The following is a 25,345-nucleotide window of genomic DNA, read 5'->3' as shown; positions in this document are numbered from 1 at the left end:
CAGCGCGATGCGCTGGTCAGCGGTCCAGCCCGAGAAACTCAAGCACCTGGTGCGCCAGCGCCTCTACATTCTCACCATCGGCGTGAAGATGGATCTCCGGCGCGTCCGGCGCCTCGTATGGCGAATCGATGCCGGTGAAGTTGGGGATCTGCCCGGCCCGCGCCTTGCGGTACAGACCCTTCACGTCGCGCGCCTCGGCGACCGCGAGCGGCACGTCCACGAACACCTCGACGAATTCCCCGTCGTCGAACCGCTCGCGCGCCAGTTGCCGTTCGGCACGGAACGGCGAAATGAAGCTCACCAGCACGATCAGGCCCGCGTCGGCCATCAGCCGCGCCACTTCGGCCACGCGGCGGATATTTTCCACGCGGTCTTCGTCGGTGAAGCCCAGATCGCGGTTGAGCCCGTGGCGCACGTTGTCGCCGTCCAGGATGAAGGTGTGATGGCCCAGTGCGTGCAGCCGCTTGTCCACCAGATTGGCGACGGTGGATTTGCCCGCCCCGGACAAGCCGGTGAACCACAGCACGCGCGGAGTCTGGCCCTTGATGTACGCACGCGCGGCGCGGTCCACGTCCAGATGCTGCCAGTGCACGTTGCCGGCGCGGCGCAGCGCAAATTGCAGCGTCCCGGCGGCGACCGTGGCGTTGCTCTGCCGGTCGATCAGGATGAACCCGCCGAGCACGCGGCTGCGCGCATACGGCGAAAACGCGATGGGCTCGTCCAGCGCCAGATTGCAGTAGCCCACCTCATTGAGCTCCAGCCGCTTGGCGGCCAGGCGATCCTGCGTATTCACATCGACCTTGTGCTTGATCTCGCTGATGCTCACGGTGACCGTGCGGGTGCCGATCTTGAGCCAGTACGGGCGGCCCGGCAGCAACGCGGCATCGTCCATCCACAGCAGATGCGCAGCGAACTGGTCGGCCACTTCCGGTGGGTCGTCGATGGCGGCGATGATGTCGCCGCGACTGATGTCGATGTCTTCGCGCAAGGTCAGCGTCACGGCCTGGCCGGCACGTGCGCTGTCCACCTCGCCATCGGCATCCAACACCGATGCCACCTGCGCGCGGCGCCCCGATGGCACCACCACCACCGCATCGCCCACGCGCACCTGCCCGGACGCGATGGTGCCGGCATAGCCACGAAACTGCGGATTGGGGCGATTGACCCACTGCACCGGCAGTCGGAAGCCGCTATCGGCCTCGGGCGCCAGTTGCACTGTTTCGAGATGCTGCAGCAGATACGGCCCGCCATACCACGGCATCCGCGTCGAGGCGCTGGACAGATTTTCGCCGGCCAATGCCGACAGCGGAATGCACTGCACATCGGCAATGCCCAGCTGCGCGGCCAATGCACGATAGCCATCGGCGATCTCGGCGAACACCTGCGCATCGTAATCCACCAGATCCATCTTGTTGACCGCCAGCACCACGTGGCGAATGCCCAGCAACGACACGATGTAACTGTGTCGGCGCGTCTGCGCCAACAGCCCCTTGCGCGCGTCCACCAGCACCACCGCAACATCGGCGGTGGATGCGCCGGTGGCCATGTTGCGCGTGTACTGCTCATGCCCCGGGCAATCGGCGACGATGAACTTGCGCTGATCGGTATCGAAGTAGCGATACGCCACATCGATGGTGATGCCCTGCTCGCGCTCGGCGGCCAGCCCATCCATCAACAACGCATAGTCGATACTCGCGCCTTGCGTGCCATGCCGGCGGCTATCGCTTTCCAGCGCCGCCAGTTGATCGTCGAACAGCCGCTTGCTGTCGTACAACAAGCGCCCGATCAATGTGCTCTTGCCGTCATCCACGCTGCCGCAGGTGATGAAGCGCAGCAACGGCTTGGATTCGTGTCGATGCAGGTAGGCGCCGATGGCGCCGGGATTGGGGAATCGGGAATCGGGAATCGCAACGGCGGTCTCCTCCCTCATCGCGTTCGCGGCGAACTGCTGTTCCGATTCCCCATTCCCGAATCCCGACTCCCGGCCCATCAAAAATACCCCTCAAGCTTCTTCTGCTCCATCGACGCACCCGGCGCATGATCGATCATGCGGCCCTGGCGTTCGGAGCTGGTGCTGACCAGCATTTCGGCGATCACCGCTTCCAGCGTGTCTGCAGTCGATTCGATCGCGCCGGTCAGCGGATAGCAGCCCAGCGTGCGGAAGCGCACCGAGCGCAGTTGCGGGGTCTCGCCGTCGTGCAACGGCAGGCGGTCGTCGTCGACCATGATCCAGGCACCGTCGCGTTCCACCACCGGACGCGGCGCGGCGAAATACAGCGGCACCACCGGAATTTTCTCGCGGTAAATGTACAGCCAGATATCCAGCTCGGTCCAGTTGGACAGCGGAAACACGCGCACGCTCTCGCCGGGTTTGGTGCGCGCGTTATAGAGATTCCATAGCTCGGGGCGCTGATTCTTGGGGTCCCAGCGATGGCGTGCGTTGCGGAACGAGAACACGCGCTCCTTGGCGCGTGATTTCTCCTCGTCGCGGCGCGCGCCGCCGATCGCCGCATCGAAGCCGCCCTGCTCAAGCGCCTGCTTCAACCCCTGGGTCTTCATCACATCGGTATGCACCGCCGCGCCATGGCTGATCGGGCCGATCCCCTGTTCGATACCGTCCGGGTTGATGTGCACGCGCAGGTCCACGCCGGTCTCGGCGGCGCGGCGGTCGCGGAAGGCGATCATCTCGCCGAACTTCCAGCGCGTGTCCACGTGCAACAACGGGATCGGTGGCGACGACGGGGCAAACGCCTTGAGCAGCAGATGCAGCAGCACCGAGCTGTCCTTGCCCACCGAATACAGCATCACCGGGGCCCGGAATTCGGCGGCGACCTCGCGCAGGATGTGGATGCTTTCGGCCTCGAGTCGGTCGAGGTGGGACAGGGGCTGCAGGGTCATCGGAGCGTCGGGGGCGTGAGCAGCAGGGCCCGCCTATGGTAGGCCAGGCAGCGCAGTGTGTGGCGGAGGCGATATCGGGCTGAAATAAGCGCCCGGCATAACGCGATAACCGGTGGTCCTTTCTGGCGGCGGCGGCGCTTCCCTACCATCACTGGTCTCATCGATGCCCCACGGACCCGAATGACCGCCGCCAGTTCGACGCTACCGCCCAGCCCCTTGCCCGACGAGCGCAAGGCGCTGCTGGACCGGTTGGTGGACGGCCTGGATCCGGCATCGCTGTGGTGGCTGTCCGGCTACACTGCCGGACTGGCGCAAGGCCAGCCGCCGCGCTCGCTGGCGGTACTGCCGGGCGGCCAGCCGCACGCCGTGGCGCAGGAAAGCCAGCGCCTGACCGTGCTGTACGGCAGCCAGACCGGCAACGCGCGCCGGGAAGCCGAGCGCCTGGCGGCCGAGGCCGACGCTGCGGGCCTGAGCGTGCGCCTGCAGCGTGCGGACCAGTACCCCACCCGCGAACTGGCCGGCGAGCGCCTGCTCTATGTGGTCATCAGCACCCAGGGCGAAGGCGACCCGCCGGACGATGCGATCGCCCTGGTGGAATTTCTGGCCAGCCGGCGCGCGCCCAAGCTACCCGAGCTCAACTACGCCGTGCTGGGGCTGGGCGATTCCAGTTACGCGGATTTTTGCGGTATCGCAAAGCGCATCGACGACCGCTTGGCCGAACTCGGCGGCAGCCGCGTGCTGGCGCGTGGCGAAGCCGATCTGGATATCGACAGCGTGGCTGCGCCCTGGCGTGCACAAGCGCTCAAGCATGCGCGCGAGCACCTCAAGAACGGCCCGCCCTCGGCCACCGTCACGCCATTGCGCAGCGGCGTGGCCGCGCCGGTGTGGTCGCATCAACACCCGTTCCCCGCCGAACTGCTGGCCAACCAGATCATCAGCGGGCGCGACTTCAAGGGGCCGAGGTTCCGCGTCTATGCATCGCCCGGCAAGCGCGTGCGTCACCTGGAACTGTCGCTGGAAGGCAGTGGGCTGATCTACGCGCCCGGCGATGCGCTGGGCATCCGTCACCGCAATCCGCCCGCGTTGGTGGATGCAGTGCTGCAGACTTTGCGCCTGGATGGTCATGCCCCCGTCACCATCGGCGACGAGACTCTGCCCTTGAACGAGTGGCTGGCCACCCGGCGCGAACTGAGCAAGCTGTCGCGGCCGCTGTTGGCCGCACACGCCGAGCGTGCGCGCGCCGACGACCTGCAGGCGCTACTCACCCCGACCCAGACTGCCGGCCTGGCGTCGTTGCTCGCCGATCATCAAGTGATCGACGTGCTGCGACGCTGGCCGGCGGCTTGGGACCATGACGGCCTGCTGGCCGCCTTGCGTCCGCTCACTCCACGCCTGTATTCGATCGCCTCCAGCCGCAAGCGCGTGGGCGAGGAAGTGCACCTGGTCGTGGACGAACTCCGTTACCACGCGCATGGCCATGCCCATCTGGGCTCGGCCAGCGGCTTTCTCGCCGCCCTTGTCGAAGGCGACAGCGCACCGGTCTATATCGAACCGAACGAACGCTTCCGGGTGCCGCCCGATCCGGATCGCGACATCGTGATGATCGGTCCCGGCACCGGCGTGGCACCGTTTCGCGGCTTCGTGCAGGAACGCGCCGAAACCGGCGCCAAGGGCCGTAACTGGCTGTTCTTCGGCGCCCAGCATTTCAATACCGATTTCCTGTATCAGGCCGAGTGGCAACAGGCCTTGCAGCGCGGCGAACTGCACGCGCTGGACCTGGCGTTCTCGCGCGACCAGGCGGAGAAGATCTACGTACAACATCGCCTGCGCGCGCGCGGCGCCGAGGTCTATGCCTGGCTGCAAGGCGGCGCGCATCTGTATGTGTGCGGGGCCATCGGCATGGGCAAGGACGTGCATGCCGCGCTGCTGGATATCGTCGCCACCCACGGCGCCCTGGATGCGGAAGCCGCCGCCGCGTATCTCACCCGTTTGCAAGTGGAGGGGCGGTATGCGCGCGATGTCTATTAGTGCCGGGAATCGGGAGTGGGGAATCGGGAATCGGTACAGCCCTCAACTGACATATCTCGATAGACCACACCGCTTTTTACGATTCCCCATTCCCGACTCCCGATTCCCATGACCCATTCCGTCGAAGACATCAAATCCGAAAGTCGCCGTCTGCGCGGGTCGCTGGAACAGAGCCTGGCCGATGCGGTGACCGGCGCGTTGCGCGAGGACGATCAGACGCTGATCAAGTACCACGGCAGCTACCAGCAGGACGACCGCGATATCCGCGATGAGCGGCGTCGGCAGAAGCTCGAACCGGCGTATCAGTTCATGATCCGCACGCGCACGCCGGGCGGGGTGATCTCGCCCACGCAGTGGCTGGCGCTGGATGGCATCGCTACGCGGTACGCCAATCACTCGCTGCGCATCACCACCCGCCAGGCGTTCCAGTTCCATGGCGTGATCAAGCGCGAACTCAAGGCGACCATGCAGGCGATCAACGCGACCTTGATCGATACACTGGCCGCCTGCGGCGATGTCAATCGCAATGTGCAAGTGGCCGCCAACCCGCTGCTGTCGCAGGCGCATGCCACGCTGTATGCCGATGCCGCGCGGGTGTCCGAGCACCTGTTGCCCAACACCCGGGCGTATTACGAGATCTGGCTGGACGAAGAACGTGTATCCGGCTCCGGCAGTGAAGAGGAACCGATCTACGGCGACCGCTATCTGCCGCGTAAATTCAAGATCGGTTTCGCCGCACCGCCGCTCAACGATGTGGACGTGTTCGCCAACGACCTGGGCTTTATCGCGATCCTGCACGCGGGTGAGTTGCTCGGCTACAACGTCAGCATCGGCGGCGGCATGGGCGCCAGCCACGGCGATGCGGAAACCTGGCCGCGCGTGGCCAATGTCGTTGGGTTCGTCAGCCGCGATCAGCTGCTGGATGTCGCCACCGCCGTGGTCACCACCCAGCGCGACTTCGGCAACCGGGCGGTACGTAAACGCGCGCGCTTCAAGTACACCATCGACGATCACGGCCTGGACACCATCGTGGCCGAGATCGAACGGCGTGCAGGCTTTGCGCTGCAACCTGCAAGGCCGTTCGCCTTCAAGCACAACGGCGATCGTTATGGCTGGGTCGAGGGCGAACACGGGCTGTGGCACCTGACCCTGTCGCTGCCGGCCGGGCGCATCGCCGATACCGACACCGTTGCGCATCTGAGCGGCCTGCGCGCGATTGCGCAATTGAACGTTGGGCAATTCCGCATGACGCCCAACCAGAACCTGGTCATCGCCGGCATACCGGCCGACGCACGCGCGCGCGTCGATGCCCTGGTTGCGCAACACGGCCTGGATGCCGGCAATCGCGCACCCACCGCGCTGGCGCGCGGCGCGATGGCCTGCGTGGCGCTGCCCACCTGCGGCCTGGCGATGGCCGAAGCCGAGCGGTATCTGCCCGACTTCAGCGCGGCCTTGCAGCCGCTGCTGGAGCGGCACGGCTTGGCCGACACCCCAATTGTGTTGCGCCTGTCCGGTTGCCCGAATGGGTGCTCGCGCCCGTATCTGGCCGAGATCGCGCTGGTCGGCAAAGCCCCGGGGCGCTACAACCTGATGCTCGGTGGCGATCGCCGTGGCCAGCGCTTGAACACGCTGTACCGCGAAAACATCACCGAAGCGGAGATCCTCGCGGAACTGGAGCTATTGCTGGCCCGCTATGCGGCCGAACGCGACCAGGCCGGCGACGAAGGCTTCGGCGATTTCCTGCATCGCCGTGGCCTGATCGCCCTGCCGCCCTATCCCACGCACCGTCACCTAGACCTGGAATTGCTCGCATGACCGCGCTGCCCGCTGCATCGATCGCACTTTCCGCGCTGAACGACCTGGACACACTCAACGCGCAGCTGGAAGGCCTGCGTGCCGACGAACGCGTGGCCTGGGCGTTGCAGCACGGCCCGCAGGACGCGGCGCTGTCGTCCAGCTTCGGCGCGCAATCGGCGGTCACGCTGCACCTGCTCACCCAGCAACGCCCCGACATTCCGGTGATCCTGATCGACACCGGCTACCTGTTCCCGGAAACCTACCGCTTCGCCGACACGCTGGCCGACCGCCTCAAGCTCAACCTCAAGGTGTATCGCCCGCTGGTCAGCCGTGCCTGGATGGAGGCGCGCCATGGTCGCTTGTGGGAACAAGGCATGGTGGGCATCGATCAGTACAACAACCTGCGCAAGGTCGAGCCGATGCGGCGCGCCCTGGACGAGCTCAACGTCGGCACATGGTTCACCGGCTTGCGCCGCAGCCAGTCCGGTGGACGCGCGCAGACGCCGATCGTGCAGAAGCGTGGCGAGCGCTACAAGATCAGCCCGATCGCCGACTGGACCGACCGCGACGTGTGGCAATACCTGCAGGCGCACGACCTGCCGTATCACCCGCTGTGGGAACAAGGCTACGTGTCGATCGGCGACTTCCACACCACCCGCCGCTGGGAACCGGGCATGCGCGAAGAAGACACGCGCTTCTTCGGGCTGAAGCGCGAGTGCGGCATCCACGAAGACATCTGATCAACCGCGCTGCATCCGGCCGAACCAGTACCGATCCAGCAGCCACATCAGCAGCAACGACGCACCGACCAGCGGGAAGATCAGCCCGCAGATCACCAATGCCAGCATCAGACCGCGCAGCGTGCGCGGATCGGCCGGCAATGGCGGCACGCCCAGTCCACCGACCGGGCGACGTTTCCACCACATCACCGCTGCGCTCACGCACAGCAGCACGATCGCCGCGCAGGCCAACAGCAGGATCAGTTGATTGGCAGTGCCGTATTGCTGGCCCAGATGCACATTGATGCCCCATTCCAGCGCGCGCCCCACCGGACCGTAGTCGCCGTAAGTCATGTCGAGCAGCACCGCCCCGCTGTATTGGTCCAGATGGATCACCCGCTGACGTTGCAGGTCGGCTGGATATACCGAGGCGGTATACACGCCGGTCGCGCCACGCGGCGGCGACACGCTATAGCCCGGCACGATGCCGAGCGCATCGAAGCGTGCCATCGCCGCATCCAGCCCAATCGCGCCAATCCCCGGCGCAGCGACACTGCCGACGCCACCGTGAGCTGCATGTTCTGTGTGCTCTGCGCCTTCAGTGGGCTGCGAATGTTCCGAATGTTCCAAGTGCTCCGAATGTTCCGGGTGTTCTGCTAGCGCGAAGCGGGGCGTGGAATGAAGATCGGCCGCACGCATCGCATCCGCCTGCGACCCGCCCGCTTGCCCGTCATGCAAGCGTTCCTCTGGCGCACCAGGCCCACGTCCCGGCACACCAGACTCCGGGACGTGCGCCTGCCGCAACGACCACGCCGGATCTGTCGTATCGGCCAGCCGCTGCTCCGACATCGGCTGCTGCACCCGCAGACCGGCCGGATACCCGAAATCATGCCCATTGACCCAGCGATTGACCTGCGCGCCCCACAGCCACGACCACGGCATTCCGGTCAGCGCCAGGAACAGCAATACCGCGCCAACGCCCGCACCGGTGACCGCATGCAGGTCGCGCCAGAACAGCCGCTGCGCCGGCTTGCCGCGCACGCTGACCACCCCGCCACGGCGCCCGCGCGGCCACCACAGATACACGCCGGTCAGCACCAGCACGATCGCCCAACCCGCCGCCATCTCGATCAGCCCGCGCGCAAATGGCCCGATCAACTCAAGACTGTGCAACCGACGGATCGTCCAGGCCAGGGTGCCATGCTCGGGCAACGTACCGAGCACGCGTGCACGATACGGATCGACATAGGCCACCTGGCGCACACCATGCGCATCGACCAAGCCGATTTCGGCGCTGGCGTCTGCCTGCCTGGGCGTGGTGTAGCGAAACAGCGTGCCGCCATAGTGGCGCTGCGCCGCATCGACCAAGCGCTGCGCGGAGATGCGCACCTCGCCCACCGGCACGACTTTCAACGCATGATGCACGCTGCGATCGATCGCATCCTGGTACAGAAACGCCGCGCCGGTCAGCGCCAGCCAGATGATGAAGGGCAGCACCAGCAAACCGGCGTAGAAATGCCAGCGCCACACCGCGCGATAGAAGCGCCAGCGGCTGTCCTGGCTCGTCTGCGCACGCGCGCCCTCTGCCGTCGATACGCGCATCAGAAGCTCCAGTCCCACGACAGCGACAGCGCACGCCCATCGCCTGGCGAATAGCCGGAACTGCCGCTGTCGTACCAGGCGTACACATACGCGCGGTCGGTGACGTTACGCAGCTGCGCACTGAGCGCATGACGCGCATTCAGCGTCCAGCGCGCGCCGAGATTGAGCAAGGCGTAGCCACCGGTGCGGCCCAGCGTATTGCTGCGTTCCAGGTAGTAGTCGCCTTGCGCATTGCCCCACGCGCTCAGCTGCACCGCCGGATTGAGCTGCCACTCAAGCCCGGCGGTCGCCAGCCAGTGCGGCACGTTTTCGATCTCCTTGCCGCGCGTGGCCGGCGCGCTGGGGTCGGGTGTGGCGATGCTGGCCTTCTGCCGCGAATACGACATCCACGCACGCCAGTGTTCGGCCGGTTGCAGATTCACTTGCGCATCCCAGCCGCGCCGCAACGTGCGTCCGACGTTGGCGACATCGCCGACGCCGGCAACCCCGTTCACGCCCAGAATGGTCGCCACTTCGCCGGAGGCGCGTTGCTCCCAATACGCCACGCGTCCATCCAGCAGCGCCGATGGCGCGAACTTGAAGCCGGCCTCCCAACCGTCGTTGATCGATGGCCCCAGGTTGCCTGGCTGGCGCCGATACGCACCATCGCCACTGCCGATCTGAAACGTGCGGCCCCAGTTCGCGTACACGCTGCTCTGCTCGGCCAGTTGATAGCTGGCACTGAACTTGGGCTGCTTGATCGTGCCGTAGTCGTAGGTGGGTGCGTACAGGCCGGCGAGGATATCGTGCAGCTCGCCATCGACGCGATCGATGCGATAGCCCGGCACCAACTGCAGGCGCGCAAGCGGTGTCAGCACCGCCTGTACATAGGCGCCGCGTGTACGCAGGTCGTAATCCCAATCGCGCAATTGGGCACCGCGCACACGTGCCGCAGTGCGGTAACGCTGCGACTGGTTGTCCTGCCACTGCGCATCCACGCCGGCTTCGAGATTGGCGGCCAGCACGCCCCACGCCGGTTGCCAGTTGCCGCGCAACAGCAGCCCGCGATGGGTTTCATCGGTATCGCGTTCCTGCTGCAAACCCGCTTCGGAAAACCGCACCCAACGCTGATTGCGGTAGTCGTTCTGGTAGGCCTTCGCGCTCCATTGCGCATCGGCAGCCAGCGTGCCATCGGCATGCAACGCGGTCTGCCGCACTCGGCGCTCGCTGCGATCGTCTTGCGCATAGGTCGGCGAACTGCGTGGCGCCGCACGTGCGGTAGCCGCATCCAGATAGCCGGCTTCCAGCGCGTGGTTATCGAAGTAACGCGTGGTCAGCCCGGCACGAAACGCGCCATCGGGGTCGGTGTAGAACCACTTGCCTGCGACGCTGCGTTTGCGGGCGTCGGCATGGTCGCGGTAACCATCGGAGTCGCGCCAGGCCAACACATAGTTCTGACTCCACGCACCGTGTTCGATGCCCTTGCTCAGCTGCACCTCGCGCGCACCGAAGCTACCGCCGGTGACGCTCAAGCGGCCATCGTTGCCGCCGGTACGCGTCAGCACATCCACACTGCCGGCGATTGCGTTCAAGCCATAACGCGCATCGTTGGTGCCGCGCACGATCTCGATCGCGCTGATGTCCTGCGCAAACACCGCATCCAGATACGGCATACCGCCCGCGTTGTCGTTGCTGGGAATACCGTCGATCAGCAGCTTCACCGCATTGATGCGCCCTTCGCCATTGAAGCCACGGAACGAAAACCGCCCCGCATCGGTGCCCATCCGGAACTGGGTCACCTGCACACCCGGCGCACGCATCAGCAATTCCCAGCTGTAGTCCACGTGTTGATCGTGCAGCAGCTCGCCACCGATCACATCCACCGAACTCAGCACGCGCGCCGTACTCGGGCTGCGCTGGGCCTGCGCGCTCACCTGCACCTTGCCCAGCGTCAACGCCGCATCCTGCGCCTGCACACCGCAGGCCGGGCCCCACACCAGCGCCAACGACGGCGCGTACCACATCGTTTTCAACAACCGTAAACGCATGACCAAACCCTTTGCCGTGCCGGCACGGCACCACCGCCGTGCACCGCAGCGACTGCGGCGGGCACGGGCATCACTCGATCGGGGAACGCGTCGCCCTTCCCTGACGTGCCTGCAGGCCGAGCTTGCGGGCCTTTATGGTCACGATGGATGGAACAAACGCTCGCACTGGGGCAAGACGTGGCGCGTGTGATGCCGGTTGAGAGGCGATGCATCGGCCGGCAACGGGACCAGACCGGTGCCGCGTGCCGCCGACGTTGGCTGGCCGCCAACGCAGACGCAGTGCACGCCGCGTGCCGCCAACGACCACCTACCGGCAATTGCCCTGTAGCGCGTCGAAACTGGGGTACGCGTCATCTCAACGCGTCACGGGCCGCTTCGCACCCACCTCAAAGGGAATCACACGTGCCGAGCGTGCAGCGGCGGCCCGCGTGCCCCAAGGCCAGCCCAGCGCAGGGCCGACCACGTCCGCGTCTTGACGTGTACCGCAACCGGCGATGGCCGCAGTTGCAGCAGGCACAGCACCACCAGCGCCAGCCATGGCAGCAGGCGCGCAGCCAGTCCGCAGTAATCGCAGGCTTGGCCGTGCGTGGCCGCGTCGTGGTCACCGGCGTGTTGCCGGATCGGTGGCGCGCTGTCGTGCTGGGGCGCCACAGGCTGCATCGTCATGGCCGGATGGCCGGCGTGCAGCGCGCCGGCGGCCTGTTCCGGCGCGCTTACGCACATCGGCTCGGAGGGCCGCGCCTGGCTCCAGCGGCTGATCAGCGGCGCCACCAGCATCAGCGCCACCGCCAGAAAGGCAAGCAGGTGCAGCCAACGGTGGTCACGCAGCGAACGCATCGGGCGAGTGTAAGCCGCCGATACCGCAGGCGCGATGGGCGCGGCCGGAGACGCGACCAGATGTCGCACCCCGCCGACGGCCTGCGTGGCCAGCTGCAGTGCCCTACCCATTCCTTCAGCCCAGCACTATCCACCGGACCGCCACACACCATGCGTCATCACCGATATGCGCTCGCGCCCGGTTGCCCGCGCTGGCGGTCACAGTTCCCATTGCGGGCGTGACCGTGCACACATGCCGGGCCTGTCCATGCCCTATGCTTATCGCTCTCTTTTTTCGCATCCTGCGCGCGCATGAGCATCGTCCTGTCCGATCCAGCGGCTGAGCCGCTTCCCTGCGCGCCAAAACCGCCCAGCGAAGCGATGCGTCTGCAGGCGCTACGTAGTTACGGCATTCTCGATACCCCCCGTGAGGCGGCCTTCGAGGACATCACCCGGCTGGCGTCGATCATCTGCCAGACCCCGATCGCCCTGATCAGTCTGGTGGACGCCGACCGCCAGTGGTTCAAGAGCGAGCGCGGCATGGGCGAGCGCGAGACACCACTGTTCAAGTCGATGTGCGCGCATGCGCTGCTGGACAACGACGTGCTGGTGGTGCCCGACACGCGCCGCGACGTTCGCTTTGCGCGCAACCCGCTGGTCACCGGCGAATCGCCGCTGTATTTCTATGCCGGCGCACTGCTCAAAACCGCCGACGGCCTGCCGTTGGGCACGGTCTGCGTGCTGGACCGGCAACCGCGCCAACTCACCGACGAACAGGTCGAAGCGCTGAAGGCGCTGGCACGCCAGACCATGGCGCAGCTGGAACTGCGCCGCGCGCTGCTGCTTGCCGAAGAGTCCGACCGCTACCGCAGCCGCCTGATGGCCATCGCCGGGCATGACCTGAAGACCCCGCTGCGCACTGCCGCCTACGCCATCGACAAGATGCGCAGGCATGCCAATGTCGAATCCATTCCGAACCTGGTGACCGCACGCGACGCCATCGGCCTGGTGGCGCGCAGCCTGGACGAGCTGGCCACGCTGGCGGCAGCCAGCAAGACCGCCACACCGGATATGCAGTCGATCCCGCTGGAAGATGTCGTACATGCGGTGCTGGGGGTGTGGCGGCAACCGGCGATCGACAAGGGTCTGTCGCTGCGCCATGTGCCCACCTCGCTACGTGTGCGCAGCCACCCCACCTTGCTGACCACCTTGATCGGCAACCTGGTCGGCAATGCCATCAAGTACACCGAGCGCGGACGCGTGCTGGTCGGCACCCGGCGCCGGCCCGGCCATGCGGTGGTGGAAATCATCGACAGCGGCATCGGTTTGAATCTGGATCAGCCCGAGCAGGTGTTCCAGGCATTCCGCCAGGCCGACCCGCGCAGCGACGGGCTCGGCATCGGGCTGTGGATCGTGCACCGCACCGCCGAAACGCTCGGCTGCGAGATCGATGTCCGCGCGCGTGCGCAGGGTGGCACCTGTTTCTCGGTGCGTATCCCGCTGGCCTGAGTCCAGGCGTTTCCAGCGGTGCGCACGGCGGCACGGTGAGCGGTTGCGCAGGGCCACTGTGGTATTCCGGCGCGGCATGCCGCTCGCACGTCGGCCACGTTGGCGACAGACCGACGGCATCGTGGCGCCGACGTCATGTCGCGCAAAAAAAAGGCGGATCCAGGCTCCCGACCTGGATCCGCCGCCAAGCACGCCAGGCCTCTCCCCAGGGACCCGGGTGCGCCAGCCGCGTCGTCGCGCAGCCTCGCGCAACGATGATGCGACAGCGCTAGCAACCCTCGACGACACCCAAACCGACCGACCCTGCGCTCTCTGCATTGCCGGTCCTGCGCCGTCCACCCCTAGACGTCTGAAAGTGTCGTGTTATGGCTGCTATAAGTATTTACGACAGCGCCAGGCCCAACTTGATGGACGGCGCTGACGCCGGCCCGGCGGCCCTGACATGGGTAGGGGAAAATCACCGACAGCAAGGCTCCTCACTCGCCAGGCGACGCACGCATCCCCTTGATCGCAATGGATTTTCTTCAGAGCGAACACGCTGCGGCGCAGCAATTTCGGGATTCGGGATTCGGGATTCGGGATTCGGGATTCGGGATTCGGGATTCGGGATTCGGGATTCGGGAGGCGGGAGGCGGGAGGCGGGAGGCGGGATTCGGGATTCGGGATTCGGGATTCGGGATTCGGGATTCGGGATTCGGGATTCGGGAGGCGGGAGGCGGGAGGCGGGAGGCGGGAGGCCAAGGATCGCAGCAGCGGTTCCGTCTCCACGCCGATCGACGGAGCCGCATGCCCTGGCTCTCGTAACCCCCACTCCCCCACTCCCGAATCCCCGCACCTCAGGCCTCGAAATCGTCCGCATCCTGACGCGCGAACCATGCCGCCGAGTGCACCTCTTCTGCCGCCACCTCCAGCACCTGCCGCAATACGGCCAGTGGAATCTGTACCTGCGTGCCGCCGGCAGGCAGCGCGATCCACAGCGATTCGTCCTGCGCATCGGCCACGACGGTCAGCACCGCGTGCTCGCGCCCATCCACGGTGGCCGACAGCTGCAACGACATGCCGCCGTCCTGGTCGGGCGACCATAGCCTGCTCAGCGGCGGGCGCAGTGTCTCGTTCATCGGTGGCAGTGCCTCGGGGCTGACAGGGCGGTATGCGTGGGCAGCGCTGAAACGGGAGCGCGTCGCACGTTGGAAGTGCAGTGTACGAGTCTGCAGTGCCTGCGGGCGTCGGGCCCGAGCCGCGCAACCCGTGCGGCTGCGCAGTCGCGCCCGCACACGCAACCGCACTCAGCTGGTAATCGTCTGGGTCAGCGATTCCCAGGTCGGGGGCAGCGGCCAGGCCGGGGCCTGGTTGCCGTCCAGCACGCGGCGCAGGTCGCGCTTGTCGATCTGCGGCGCCAGCACATGCACCAAATCCAGCGCGTAGTCGCGCAGCACACGGTCGCGCGGCAGCACCGCCCAGGCGATGCACTCGGCGATCGGCGCCGGTGCCGGCCAGGCGCGCAGGTCCTCGTCGCTGGCGCTGACCGCCATCTCCGCGACCAGGCCCACGCCCAGCCCCGCGCGCACGTAAGTCTTGATCAAATCGGCATCCAGCGCCGTCAACGCGATGCTCGGCTCCAGCCCGACCTGCGCGAACGCGCGCTGCAGCGACGAACCCGGCCGGGTGGAGGATTCGTAGCTGATCAAGGGGTGCTGCGACAGCGCCTGCATGTCCGGCGCAGTGCGCACCTGATCCAGCGGATGGCCGCGCGGCACGATCACCAACCGCCGCCAGCGGTACAACGGTACGGCGATGCCGGCACCGGGTTCGCTACCGGCGGTGCTGACCACCGCGATGTCGGCATCGCCCTGGCTGAGCAGATCCAGCGCCGCACTTTCGGCCGCCTGTTGCAGATGCACGCTCACCTGCGGATAGGCGTGCTTGATCTGCGCCACCGCCGGCGGCAGCACGAAGCGCGCCTGGGTGTGGGTGGTGGTCAGGGTCAGCTGGCCCTGGCTCTCGCGACGTTGGTTGGCCGCATAGGTGCGGATGTTGTTGGCTTCCGACAGCACCGCGCGCGCGCGCTCGATCACCTCCACGCCGGCCGGCGTCACCGCATCCAGGCTGCGGCCCTTGCGCACGAACAGCAGAAAGCCCAGTTCGTCCTCCAGCTGCTTGAGTTGCTTGGACAGCCCGGGCTGGGTGGCATGCACCCGCGCAGCGGCGAGCGTGATGTTGAGCTCGGCATCGGCGATGGCCACCAGGTAACGAAGTTGGGTCAGCGTCATGGGCTTATATCCAAAAAAGCGCGAGGCGCTACAGGGGCTCGACTGTAGAGGAGTTCTACCGGCCAGCTTATAACCGAACGCTATTTTCAGGGCGCATGAAGTCATTTCCGACCGCTATATGCCGGCGTTACGGTCTGGCCCTGTCCTTTCGATGCTATGGCCGTGCCCTCTGTGTTCCCGCTTCTTGCCGACTTGCGTGGCCGTGCCGTCCTGGTGATCGGCGGCGGCGCCGAGGCCGAGCGCGCCACCGCCAACCTGTTGCAGGCCGGCGCGCTGCCGCTGGTGGGTGCACAGGAACTCACCCCGCAACTGCGCCGTTGGGCACAGGCCGGGCAGTTGCGCTGGCTGGCAGGGCGGTTCGACCCGGCATGGCTGGCACTGCCCGATCACCCGGTGTGGCTGGCGATCGCCGCCAGCGAGGCCGGGGAACTCAATGACGCGCTACGCGCTGCGGCAAGCGCGCACCGCCTGCTCACCCATGACGCCACGCCAGCCGTCACCGCGTCCACGCCACCGCGCGCCCCCACATACCGCACTGCCGTCGGCACAGTGTCCCCTGGCAGCGTGACCCTGGTCGGCGCCGGCCCTGGCGACCCTGGCCTGCTCACGCGCCACGCCTTGCGCGCGCTCCGCCAGGCCGACGTCGTGCTCCACGACCGCCTGGTCAGCCCGCAGATCCTGCGCCTGGCCCGTCGCGGCGCGCTCTGCGTGGAAGTCGGCAAGGCCGCACAAGGCCATAGCACCCGCCAGGAGCAGATCCATGCGCTGATGCTCGAACATGCGCGCGCCGGGCGTCGGGTGGTCCGGCTCAAGGGCGGCGACCCGTTCGTGTTCGGCCGTGGCGGCGAAGAGCTGGAATTCCTGCGCGCGCACGGCATCGGCTTCCAGGTCGTCCCCGGCATCACCGCCGCCATCGCCTGCGCCGCCTACGCCGGCATTCCGCTCACCCATCGCGACCACGCGCAATCGCTGCGGCTGATCACCGCGCACTGCAAGGATTCGCTGGACACGCTGGACTGGCAGGCGCTCGGCCAGGAGCACCAGACGCTGGCGTTCTACATGGGCGTGGCCGGCCTGGAGGGCATCCAGCAACGTCTGCTGCAGGCCGGCCGCGCGCCCACCACACCCTTCGCGCTGGTGGAAAACGGCTCGCGCCCGCAGCAACGCGTGGTCACCGGCACCCTCGCCAGCCTGGCCGTCACCGCGCAGCAGCACGCCGTGCGCGCCCCGGCCTTGCTGATCCTGGGCGAGGTCGCCGGGCTGGCCGCCAGCTTGCATTGGTACGGCGCGCCGCCGTTGACCGGTCCCCCGCTGCTGCACTCACCCATCGCAACGCCCCACGCGCCCACACTTGCCCACGCAGCCTGATTCCGACGGAGACCCCATGGCCCTGTACGACAACATCCTCGACACCATCGGCCGCACCCCGGTGGTCAAACTCCATCGCCTCGCGCCCGAGCACGTGACCCTGTACGTCAAGGTCGAGTCGTTCAATCCGGGCGGCTCGGTCAAGGACCGCCTGGCGCTGGCGATCATCCTCGATGCCGAACAGCGCGGCCTGCTCAAGCCCGGCGACACCATTGTCGAAGCCACCTCCGGCAACACCGGCGTGGCGCTGGCGATGGTGGCCGCCGCGCGCGGCTACAAGTTCGTCGCCACCATGGTGGAAACCTTCTCCATCGAGCGCCGCAAGCTGATGCGCGCCTACGGCGCCAAGGTCATCCTGACCCCGGCCGCCGAGCGTGGCAGCGGCATGGTGCGCAGGGCCAAGGAACTGGCCGAGGAACACGGGTGGTTCCTGGCCAGCCAGTTCGCCAATCCGGCCAATCCCGCCTATCACCGCAACACCACCGCCGCTGAAATCCTGCGCGACTTCGCCGGCCACCGGCTGGACCATTTCGTTACCGGCTGGGGCACCGGCGGCACGCTCACCGGCGTGGGCGAAGTGCTGCGCGTGGCCCGCCCCGAGGTGCGCATCACCGCCACCGAGCCGGCCGGCGCTGCATTGCTGCAGGGCCAGGACTGGAAGCCGCACAAGATCCAGGGCTGGACCCCGGATTTCGTGCCGGAAGTGCTCAACCGCGACGTCGCGCATGAAGTGCTGAGCGTGGAAGACACCGACGCGATCAGCGTGGCCCGCCGCCTGGCCGCCGAAGAAGGCATCTTCACAGGCATTTCCGGCGGCGCCACCGTCGCCACCGCACTGCGCGTGGCCGACAGCGCAGTGCCCGGCGCGGTGGTGCTGGCGATGCTGCCCGATACCGGCGAGCGGTATTTCTCCACCCCGTTGTTCGCCGACATCAACGAAGGCTCCGACGACGACTGGCTGGCCGGCCTGCCCTGATCGCTCGCCGCGTCTGTCTGCATCGCCAAGGCCGCGCATTGGACGCGGCCTTTTTCATGCGCCCGGTAGAAAGGCAGGCACGCCGGGCGCTACAGGATTTCGCAAGCCATTGTCTGCCACACCCTGCGCAGAACGTCACGCGCACACTGACGTGCATGTCAAGGAAACGTTAGGATGGCGACCCTCATGCAGGGAGAGACGTTGTGAGCAACAGGCCGTATGGACACAGCAACAGCCGCGCCTGGCGCGCGCCATGGCTGGTCAAGATCACCTCCCCTGTGCACTTCGCGCTGGCGCTGGGTCTGGGCGCCTGGCTGCAACGCATGTTGGACCTGCCCTTGCCCGCACCCACGCCATTGGCCTGGATCGAATTGGCCGGTGGCGTGATTGCCAGCCTGGGGCTGGCATTGGCAGTGAGTTGCTTCATCCTGTTCGCGCGGCGGCGCACCACCATCATGCCCAGCGGACACCCATCGCGGCTGGTGCTGGATGGCCCGTATCGCTTCACCCGTAACCCGATGTACCTGGCACTGGTGCTGAGCTACGTCGGTCTGTGCCTGCAGCTAGGGTTGCTGTGGGCGGTCGCGGTCTTGCCGCTGCCGTGGTTGGCCTTGCAGCTGTACGTCATCCCATTTGAAGAAGCGCGTCTGCGCACCGAATTCGGCCGCCATTACAACGACTACTGCCTGCGCGTCCGACGCTGGTTGTAGGAGCGCGGAGGGTGCCAAGACACCTGCCTGGCGATTGAGCGGAACGATCACCGCAGCGCGTTGATGCCGCTGGCCGACGACACAGAAACAGCGCGCGCCCGGCAGTCGCAGCGCATGAGATGAATGGGCAATAGCGTGCATGCTCCGCAGTGCTTACCCATCACGCCCCCATCATGCAAATCCCATAATTATCACGCCATGAGAATTGAAGTCTGGCAAGGCGACATCACAGAACTCGACGTGGACGTCATCGTCAACGCCGCCAATGAATCATTGCTGGGCGGTGGCGGCGTCGATGGTGCCATCCATCGTGCGGCCGGCCCGCGCTTGCTGGAAGCCTGCGAAGCATTGCCGCAGGTGCGCCCGGGCGTACGTTGCCCCACCGGCGAAATCCGCATCACCGACGGCTTCGATCTCAAGGCACGCCATGTGTTCCATACCGTTGGCCCGGTGTGGCGCGACGGCAAGCACAATGAGCCGGAACAACTCGCCAACTGCTACTGGCAATCGTTGAAGCTGGCAGAGCAGATGATGCTGCATTCGATCGCATTCCCGGCGATCAGCTGCGGCATTTATGGCTACCCGCTGTACCAGGCCGCACGTATCGCGGTTACCGAAACGCGCGATTGGCAACGCTCGCACAAGGTGCCCAAGCACATCGTGCTGGTGGCCTATAACGAAGCGACCTTCAAGGCGTATCAGCAGGCCTTGGCAATGCAGGAGACTGCTGCTGCCTGACGGCATCGACACAGAGTTGAAACGACGAGCGCCGCAAGGCGCTCGTTGCGTTTCAGACATGCGTTCTGGCTGGCCGCAATCGAGCATCGCGTACCGGCTCTCAAAGCATCCGCATCTTCGGCGACCGCCACGGCATGTCGTGCGGCGCTTGCAAGACGGTTGTCCATTCGGTGCTGAAGGCAGCGAGCGATGCGCCATCGGTCCATGTCTATCGGCAACCCGCTCACTTCCACCGCGAGCAGCGAATGAAGTGCTGCACGACGCAATACCACGGGCGTCGGCCACGACGCATATCCATTGCCCACAGGCCAGTCCCTGCGGGCAACGACGCCGTGTGCGATGCCTGATGAAAGCCACGTCACCGCACATCGCACGTTGACCTGGATGCAGGCGGGGCGCGACCGATGCGGTCCGCCTGCTTATCGGTCGGCGCAAAACGCAAGACGCCGGCATCGCTGCCGGCGTCCTGGTCTCACGGTCGATCTGGCATCAGCCGAAGATCAGCCCTTCCACTTGCCCAGCGCGGCCAGGCCGTTCTCCTTGGCGCGCTCATAGATGACCTGCTGCGCCTTGGCGTAATTGCCGGTCATGTCCTTGGCCCACAGCGCCAGGGCAGCCTGCTGCATGGCGCGGCCATACGAGAAACTCAGCGGCCACGGCAGATTGCCGAGCTGATGCATCTCGTTGAGGTGTGCGGTGGACTGCTCGTCGGTCTGGCCGCCGGACAGGAACACGATGCCCGGCAGGATCGCCGGCACGGTCGACTTCAGGCACATCACGGTGGATTCGGCCACTTCTTCGATGCCGGCCTGCTCTTCGCAGCCCTTGCCGGAGATGACCATCGAGGCCTTCAGGATGGTGCCTTCGAGCACGACATTCTGCTCATACAGTGCGCCGAACAGCGAACGCAGCGTGGCTTCGGTGACTTCGTAGCAGGTTTCGATATCGTGGTTGCCGTCCATGATCACTTCCGGCTCGACCATCGGCACCAGGCCCTGTTCCTGGCACAGCGCAGCGTAACGCGCCAGCGCATGCGAGTTGGCCTCGATGCAGGTGCCGGACGGAATGTCTTCGCCGATGTTGATGACCGCACGCCATTTGGCGAAACGCGCGCCCAGCGTGTAGTACTCCTCAAGCCGTGCACGCAGGCCGTCCAGGCCTTCGGTGACCAGCTCGCCCGGCATGCCGGCCAGCGGCTGCGCGCCCTTGTCGACCTTGATGCCGGGAATGATGCCGTGGGAAGTCATGTACTCGGCGAACGGCACGCCGTCCTTGGTCTTCTGACGGATGGTCTCGTCGAACAGGATGGCGCCGGAGATGTAGTCGCTCAGCTTGGGCGTGGTCAGCAGCAGTTCGCGGTAGGCACGACGGTTTTCTTCGATGTTCTCGATGCCGACGCTGGCAAAACGCTTGGCGATCGTGCTGGTCGATTCGTCGATGGCGATGATGCCCTTGCCCGGGGCGACCATGGCCTGGGCGGTTTCGGCAAGCTGTTCGATGCTCATGTAGTTCCTGTGGCAGCAGCGGGGGAGAACGAAAGTATAGCGACGAAAGTTGCAGACATTCCTTCACGGAATGTCTGCAACCGATTACACGTATGTCGCGTGACGCCATGCGTGCCGCCGGGCGCCTCGCCGGCACCGGTCGGCATGCGCCGCGTTGCCGTTTTCGCTGGCATCGCAGTCCGTGATGTGGGCATCTGCATCGGCCGCAGGCGTGCGGCGGCACGACGTCATGTCGAGGTCGCGCTCACCGCGCTGCCTGGCTGCAGGAACGCCGCTGCGAAGAGGGATTGCGACAGGTTGGTGTGGTGGCACGCGCGCTATGGGTCGGCAGCGCCACGCGTTGTCGCACGGGATGACCGCCTGCGTGCCACGCCTATACCGCGCAATCAGCAGGGACCGAACACCACACAGCACAACGGCGACCCGCAGGCCGCCGTTGTCGTTCGCTCACGCTTGCCTGTCACTTCACGCATCGCCCGTGGCAGATGCAGGCGACACGTCGGGCGTTACAGCTCGCCCAGACCGCTGGCGCGGCCGTCCTCGCCCACTTCCAGCAGACGCAGGGTATTGGTGGCGCCATGGGTTTCCATGTGCTCGCCGCTGGTGAACACCACGCGGTCGCCAGGACCCATGCGCTCGTTCTCCACCAGCAGACGGATCGCCGCACGCGCGGCTTCGCGCGGGGTCAGGCCGCGGCTGTCGAAGCTGATCGGGAACACGCCGCGCATCATCGCCATATGGCGGCGTGCGCCATCGTGACGGGTGAAGGCGTAGATCGGCATGTTGGAACGGAAGCGCGACAGGTACCGCGGCGTGCCGCCGGACTCCGTCAACGCGACCACACCGGCCAGACCGATATGCTCGGACAGGAACATGGTCGCCATTGCAATCGCCTGGTCGGCACGCTGCAGATTGCGTTGCGCCGCTTCGAAATCGGTATCGAATTCGAACTGGCGCTCGGCCCCCAGACAGATGCGCGCCATCGCTTCCACCGCACGCACCGGGTAGGCGCCGGCAGCGGTTTCGGCCGAGAGCATCACCGCGTCGGTGCCGTCGATGACCGCATTGGCCACGTCGAGCACTTCGGCGCGGGTCGGGATCGGGCTTTCCACCATCGACTGCAGCATCTGCGTGGCGGTGATCACCACCTTGTTCTGCGCCAGCGACTCGCGAATGATTTTCTTCTGCAGGCCGGGCAATTCGGCATCGCCGATTTCCACGCCCAGATCACCGCGCGCCACCATCACCACGTCGGAGGCTTCGACGATCTCGACCAGGTTTTCGATCGCTTCAGTGCGCTCGATCTTGGATACCAGTGCGGCATCGCAGCCGTGCTGGCGCGCGATGCGGCGCGCATCGTTCATGTCTTCGGCGTTGCGGCAGAACGATACGGCGATGAAGTCCACGCCGATCTTGGCGACAATGCCGATCAGTTCCTTGTCGCGCTCGGTCAGCGCACCGAGCGACAGTCCGCCGCCCTGCTTGTTCAGGCCCTTGCGATCGGACAACACGCCGTCGTTGAGCACGGTGGTGACGATGCGCTGCCCCTGCACTTCGGTCACCTGCAACTGCACCAGGCCATCGTCGAGCAGCAGCACATCGCCGGCGGCAACGTCCTGCGGCAGGCCCAGGTAGCTGACGCCGACCTGGTGCTGGTCGCCGGCCGGCGCGTTGGCATCGGCCACCAGGTCGAAACGCGCGCCCATGGCGAGTTTGATCTTGCCTTCGGCGAAGCGCTCGATGCGGATCTTCGGGCCTGGGAGATCGGCCAGGATGCCGACCTCGGCGCCGACGCGCACGGCGGCCGCGCGCACTTCGGCCGCGCGCTTGGCCTGGCCGGACGGGTCGCCGTGGCTGAAATTGAGGCGCACCACGTTGACGCCCGCCTTGAACAAGGCCTCCAGCACACCGGGCGGATCCGTCGCCGGTCCGAGCGTGGCGAGAATCTTGGTGCGGCGTTGACGTTCTTTCATGGTGGCCTCCCTGTAAAAGCCGCGAAACTTAACACACGCGTCACGTCCCAAGGATGGCATTGCGGCATAGCCACCCTCGTATTCCGGCATGTCCTATAGACAGTGCGGGACAGTACGTACGCTTTCCGCACGGCGCCCAAGCGCGGCGGGGTGTTGCTGTGGGTTGCCACCCTAACGCGGCGGCGGTGAAGGTCACACGCTTCGGAACGGCCAATAACGCGTGGCGAGCGATTATCAGGCAACGCGCGTCCGTGGATGGAGGTGACTACGGACGGTGCTTTTTAAGAACCGCCATCAATCCGCCGGCATCCGGCGCCGCGGCTGCGCTCGCCTGACAGTGCGTGCAGCCGGGGTGTCAGTTACGCCTATGCAGCGATCAATGTGCGCAATTGGTCCGGCGCATGTGCGATCGCTCCGGCACCGGCGGCGCGCAGCTCGGCGTCGTCACCGAAGCCCCACAACACACCGATGCTATGGATGCCGTGGTGGTTGGCGCCATCGATGTCCATCCGACGGTCGCCGATCATCACGCAGCCGGTCTTGGCGATGTCCAGACGCCGAAGCGCCTCGGCGATCAGGTCCGGCTTGAAGCGGCGCTCGCCGTCCTCGCTGGCGCCGATCACCTCCTCGAAGCACGCACCGAACGGCAGATGCTCGACGATCCGGCGTGCATAGCGCTCGTTCTTCGAGGTCACTACCGCCAGGCGATGACCGGCACGATGCAGGTCGATGACGACGTTGCCGATGCCGTCGAACACGCTGAGTTCGGTCCAGCCCACCGCGTCGTAACGCCCGCGATACGCCGCCAACGCGCGCTGCACCAGCTCCGGATCATCGGGGAAACACTCGCTGAAGCTGTCGCGCAGCGGCGGGCCGATCCATGCGCGCAGGGTCTGCGCCGATGGACGTGGCTGGCCGACTGCGTCGAAGGCATGCACGATGCTGGCGACGATGCCCGGTTCCGAATCGACCAAGGTGCCGTCCAGATCGAAAAACAGCGTGGCTGCAGTCACTTGCCGCGCGCCTCGAGCGCGGCCACCGCCGGCAAGGTCTTGCCTTCCAGGAATTCCAGGAACGCGCCGCCACCGGTGGAGATGTAGGTGACGTCCTTGGCGATGTCGTACTTGTCCACTGCGGCCAGGGTGTCGCCGCCACCGGCAATGGAGAACGCCTTGGACGCGGCGATCGCACGCGCCAGGGTTTCGGTGCCGTGGCTGAAGGGCTCGAACTCGAACACGCCGACCGGCCCGTTCCACACGACGGTGCCGGCGTTGGCGATCAGTTCGGCATAACGCGCGGCGGTCTGCGGTCCGATGTCCAGAATCAGATCGTCGGCCTCGACGGCATCGAGCGACTTCACAGTAGCTTGCGCATCGGGCAGGAACTGCTTGGCGACGACCACATCGGTGGGCAGCGGAATCTCGGCGCCGCGCGTCTTGGCATCGGCCACGATCTGGTTGGCGGTGGGAATCAGATCCGGCTCGCTCAGGGACTTGCCCACGTCATGCCCGGCCGCTGCGATGAAGGTATTGGCGATGCCGCCGCCGACGATCAGCTGGTCGACCTTGTTGACCAGGTTGGACAGCAGCTCCAGCTTGGTGGACACCTTGCTGCCGGCCACGATCGCCAGCAGCGGCTTGGCCGGGTTATCCAGCGCCTTGGCCAGCGCATCCAGTTCGGCCATCAGCAACGGGCCGCCCGCAGCCACCGGCGCAAAGCGGATCACGCCATGCGTGGACGCCTGCGCGCGATGCGCGGTGCCGAAGGCGTCCATGACGAACACATCGCACAGCGCGGCGTACTTGCGCGCCAGGGTCTCGTCGTCCTTGCCCTCGCCGACATTCATGCGGCAGTTTTCCAGCAGCACCACCTGGCCCGGTGCAACCTCGACACCGTCGACCCAGTCGCGTACCAGCGTGACTTCCACACCCAGCAAGGTGGTCAGGCGCGCGGCCACCGGCGCCAGCGAATCTTCTTCGCTCCAGCTGCCTTCCTTGGGCCGGCCCAGGTGCGAGGTGACCATGACGGCCGCGCCCTTTTCCAGCGCCAGTTTGAGGGTGGGCACCGAGGCGGTGATGCGTTGCTCGGAGGTGATCTGGCCGTTGTCGATCGGCACGTTGAGATCCTGGCGGATCAGCACGCGCTTGCCGGAGAGATCGAGGTCGGTCATGCGGACAATGGACATGGGGTCAGCTCGCTAAGTCTGGGGATTGGGGAATGGGGATCGGGGAATCGAAAAAGCAGTTGCTGCGGACTGCCGCGCTCTGGGCGCTGCGCGGGCAGACGGCCTGGGGCAGCCATCGCACGATCGCGTTATGCGCACGTGCGGATCGCGGAGATTGCAGCTTGCCTGTCGCGCATGTCGCCGCCCGTACGGCTGGCGATGCGGGGGATGGTCGGTCAAAGACG

At 66.3% G+C, this 25,345-nt stretch carries 19 protein-coding genes; 8 read left to right on the top strand and 11 right to left on the bottom strand.

Annotation, left to right across the window (positions count from 1 at the left end):
• Positions 1-16 precede the first annotated feature (16 nt).
• Together cysN and cysD are read right to left on the bottom strand one after the other, a co-directional pair.
• Positions 17-1,930 carry a sulfate adenylyltransferase subunit CysN gene (gene cysN / locus GGR61_RS04070; RefSeq protein ID WP_184620506.1) on the bottom strand — a complete coding sequence of 638 codons (1,914 nt, stop codon included), beginning with the start codon at positions 1,928-1,930 and terminating at the stop codon, positions 17-19.
• 59 nt (positions 1,931-1,989) lie between these two features.
• Positions 1,990-2,898, bottom strand: a complete 909-nt coding sequence (gene cysD, locus GGR61_RS04065; RefSeq protein ID WP_184407495.1) for a sulfate adenylyltransferase subunit CysD — start codon at positions 2,896-2,898, stop codon at positions 1,990-1,992.
• Positions 2,899-3,078: 180 nt separating this feature from the next.
• On the opposite strand from cysD, the gene GGR61_RS04060 reads away from it, so the two are divergent.
• The 3 genes from GGR61_RS04060 to GGR61_RS04050 all read left to right on the top strand — a co-directional run bounded on the left by GGR61_RS04060 (position 3,079) and on the right by GGR61_RS04050 (position 7,463).
• On the top strand, positions 3,079-4,926 hold the full coding sequence (locus tag GGR61_RS04060; protein WP_184620505.1) for an assimilatory sulfite reductase (NADPH) flavoprotein subunit: 1,848 nt from the start codon (positions 3,079-3,081) through the stop codon (positions 4,924-4,926).
• Positions 4,927-5,034: 108 nt separating this feature from the next.
• A complete protein-coding gene (gene cysI, locus GGR61_RS04055) occupies positions 5,035-6,741 on the top strand; it encodes an assimilatory sulfite reductase (NADPH) hemoprotein subunit (protein ID WP_184620504.1) in 1,707 nt (568 codons plus the stop codon).
• Complete coding sequence (locus GGR61_RS04050; protein ID WP_184620503.1) at positions 6,738-7,463, top strand: phosphoadenylyl-sulfate reductase; 726 nt, start codon at positions 6,738-6,740, stop codon at positions 7,461-7,463. Before cysI ends, GGR61_RS04050 begins: the two co-directional genes overlap by 4 nt.
• Here the strand turns inward: GGR61_RS04050 and GGR61_RS04045 are convergent, their stop codons facing one another.
• From GGR61_RS04045 to GGR61_RS04035, 3 genes are all read right to left on the bottom strand, one after another.
• Positions 7,464-9,044 carry a PepSY domain-containing protein gene (locus tag GGR61_RS04045; RefSeq protein ID WP_184620502.1) on the bottom strand — a complete coding sequence of 527 codons (1,581 nt, stop codon included), beginning with the start codon at positions 9,042-9,044 and terminating at the stop codon, positions 7,464-7,466.
• On the bottom strand, positions 9,044-11,047 hold the full coding sequence (locus GGR61_RS04040) for a TonB-dependent receptor (RefSeq protein WP_184620557.1): 2,004 nt from the start codon (positions 11,045-11,047) through the stop codon (positions 9,044-9,046). The genes GGR61_RS04045 and GGR61_RS04040 overlap by 1 nt, the downstream gene beginning before the upstream one ends.
• 420 nt (positions 11,048-11,467) lie before the next feature.
• Entirely contained in the window at positions 11,468-11,908 is a 441-nt protein-coding gene (locus tag GGR61_RS04035) for a DUF2946 family protein (RefSeq protein ID WP_184620501.1), read from the bottom strand.
• 291 nt (positions 11,909-12,199) lie between these two features.
• Here GGR61_RS04035 and GGR61_RS04030 point away from each other — a divergent pair, with 291 nt between their 5' ends.
• Positions 12,200-13,396: a GAF domain-containing sensor histidine kinase gene (locus GGR61_RS04030; RefSeq protein WP_184407501.1), complete on the top strand. Its 1,197-nt coding sequence runs from the start codon at positions 12,200-12,202 to the stop codon at positions 13,394-13,396.
• Between the two features lie 836 nt (positions 13,397-14,232).
• Here the strand turns inward: GGR61_RS04030 and GGR61_RS04025 are convergent.
• The gene (locus tag GGR61_RS04025) at positions 14,233-14,514 is read right to left on the bottom strand and encodes a hypothetical protein (RefSeq protein ID WP_184407502.1); all 282 of its coding nucleotides are present in this window, start codon (positions 14,512-14,514) and stop codon (positions 14,233-14,235) included.
• A 168-nt stretch (positions 14,515-14,682) separates the two neighbouring features.
• Entirely contained in the window at positions 14,683-15,666 is a 984-nt protein-coding gene (locus GGR61_RS04020; RefSeq protein WP_184620500.1) for a LysR family transcriptional regulator, read from the bottom strand.
• A gap of 162 nt (positions 15,667-15,828) precedes the next feature.
• On the opposite strand from GGR61_RS04020, the gene cobA reads away from it, so the two are divergent.
• The 4 genes from cobA (at position 15,829) to GGR61_RS04000 (ending at position 19,458) form a co-directional block, all read left to right on the top strand.
• The gene (gene cobA / locus GGR61_RS04015; protein WP_184620499.1) at positions 15,829-17,034 is read left to right on the top strand and encodes a uroporphyrinogen-III C-methyltransferase; all 1,206 of its coding nucleotides are present in this window, start codon (positions 15,829-15,831) and stop codon (positions 17,032-17,034) included.
• 16 nt (positions 17,035-17,050) lie between these two features.
• Positions 17,051-18,010: a cysteine synthase A gene (gene cysK / locus GGR61_RS04010; RefSeq protein ID WP_184407505.1), complete on the top strand. Its 960-nt coding sequence runs from the start codon at positions 17,051-17,053 to the stop codon at positions 18,008-18,010.
• 203 nt (positions 18,011-18,213) lie between these two features.
• Complete coding sequence (locus tag GGR61_RS04005; RefSeq protein ID WP_184407506.1) at positions 18,214-18,720, top strand: isoprenylcysteine carboxylmethyltransferase family protein; 507 nt, start codon at positions 18,214-18,216, stop codon at positions 18,718-18,720.
• Between the two features lie 198 nt (positions 18,721-18,918).
• Positions 18,919-19,458 carry an O-acetyl-ADP-ribose deacetylase gene (locus GGR61_RS04000; protein ID WP_184620498.1) on the top strand — a complete coding sequence of 180 codons (540 nt, stop codon included), beginning with the start codon at positions 18,919-18,921 and terminating at the stop codon, positions 19,456-19,458.
• A 500-nt stretch (positions 19,459-19,958) separates the two neighbouring features.
• On the opposite strand, the gene GGR61_RS03995 is transcribed toward GGR61_RS04000, so the two are convergent.
• The 4 genes from GGR61_RS03995 to GGR61_RS03980 form a co-directional block, all read right to left on the bottom strand.
• On the bottom strand, positions 19,959-20,963 hold the full coding sequence (locus GGR61_RS03995) for a class I fructose-bisphosphate aldolase (protein ID WP_184620497.1): 1,005 nt from the start codon (positions 20,961-20,963) through the stop codon (positions 19,959-19,961).
• Between the two features lie 506 nt (positions 20,964-21,469).
• Entirely contained in the window at positions 21,470-22,936 is a 1,467-nt protein-coding gene (gene pyk, locus GGR61_RS03990; RefSeq protein ID WP_184407509.1) for a pyruvate kinase, read from the bottom strand.
• A gap of 365 nt (positions 22,937-23,301) precedes the next feature.
• On the bottom strand, positions 23,302-23,949 hold the full coding sequence (locus GGR61_RS03985) for an HAD family hydrolase (protein ID WP_184407510.1): 648 nt from the start codon (positions 23,947-23,949) through the stop codon (positions 23,302-23,304).
• Positions 23,946-25,121, bottom strand: coding sequence for a phosphoglycerate kinase (locus GGR61_RS03980; protein ID WP_184620496.1), 1,176 nt, complete (start codon positions 25,119-25,121; stop codon positions 23,946-23,948). Before GGR61_RS03980 ends, GGR61_RS03985 begins: the two co-directional genes overlap by 4 nt.
• Between the last annotated feature and the right edge of the window lie 224 nt (positions 25,122-25,345).

It is taken from the genome of Xanthomonas sp. 3058 (genome assembly GCF_014199765.1).
In the GTDB taxonomy this organism is placed as follows: domain Bacteria; phylum Pseudomonadota; class Gammaproteobacteria; order Xanthomonadales; family Xanthomonadaceae; genus Xanthomonas; species Xanthomonas campestris_B.
Note: the sequence above shows the minus strand (reverse complement) of the source record. Positions and strands in the feature narration are given on the sequence as shown.

Excerpts from the sequence above, each read along its gene's own strand:
- GGR61_RS04040 (WP_184620557.1), bottom strand. The coding sequence starts at position 11,047 with ATGTGGTACGCGCCGTCGTTGGCGCTGGTGTGGGGCCCGGCCTGCGGT.
- GGR61_RS03995 (WP_184620497.1), bottom strand. The coding sequence starts at position 20,963 with ATGAGCATCGAACAGCTTGCCGAAACCGCCCAGGCCATGGTCGCCCCG.
- GGR61_RS04000 (WP_184620498.1), top strand. The coding sequence starts at position 18,919 with ATGAGAATTGAAGTCTGGCAAGGCGACATCACAGAACTCGACGTGGAC.
- GGR61_RS04050 (WP_184620503.1), top strand. The coding sequence starts at position 6,738 with ATGACCGCGCTGCCCGCTGCATCGATCGCACTTTCCGCGCTGAACGAC.
- cysD (WP_184407495.1), bottom strand. The coding sequence starts at position 2,898 with ATGACCCTGCAGCCCCTGTCCCACCTCGACCGACTCGAGGCCGAAAGC.
- cysI (WP_184620504.1), top strand. The coding sequence starts at position 5,035 with ATGACCCATTCCGTCGAAGACATCAAATCCGAAAGTCGCCGTCTGCGC.
- GGR61_RS04020 (WP_184620500.1), bottom strand. The coding sequence starts at position 15,666 with ATGACGCTGACCCAACTTCGTTACCTGGTGGCCATCGCCGATGCCGAG.
- pyk (WP_184407509.1), bottom strand. The coding sequence starts at position 22,936 with ATGAAAGAACGTCAACGCCGCACCAAGATTCTCGCCACGCTCGGACCG.
- GGR61_RS03980 (WP_184620496.1), bottom strand. The coding sequence starts at position 25,121 with ATGTCCATTGTCCGCATGACCGACCTCGATCTCTCCGGCAAGCGCGTG.
- cysK (WP_184407505.1), top strand. The coding sequence starts at position 17,051 with ATGGCCCTGTACGACAACATCCTCGACACCATCGGCCGCACCCCGGTG.
- cysN (WP_184620506.1), bottom strand. The coding sequence starts at position 1,930 with ATGAGGGAGGAGACCGCCGTTGCGATTCCCGATTCCCGATTCCCCAAT.
- GGR61_RS04030 (WP_184407501.1), top strand. The coding sequence starts at position 12,200 with ATGAGCATCGTCCTGTCCGATCCAGCGGCTGAGCCGCTTCCCTGCGCG.
- GGR61_RS04060 (WP_184620505.1), top strand. The coding sequence starts at position 3,079 with ATGACCGCCGCCAGTTCGACGCTACCGCCCAGCCCCTTGCCCGACGAG.
- GGR61_RS04035 (WP_184620501.1), bottom strand. The coding sequence starts at position 11,908 with ATGCGTTCGCTGCGTGACCACCGTTGGCTGCACCTGCTTGCCTTTCTG.
- GGR61_RS04025 (WP_184407502.1), bottom strand. The coding sequence starts at position 14,514 with ATGAACGAGACACTGCGCCCGCCGCTGAGCAGGCTATGGTCGCCCGAC.
- GGR61_RS04045 (WP_184620502.1), bottom strand. The coding sequence starts at position 9,044 with ATGCGCGTATCGACGGCAGAGGGCGCGCGTGCGCAGACGAGCCAGGAC.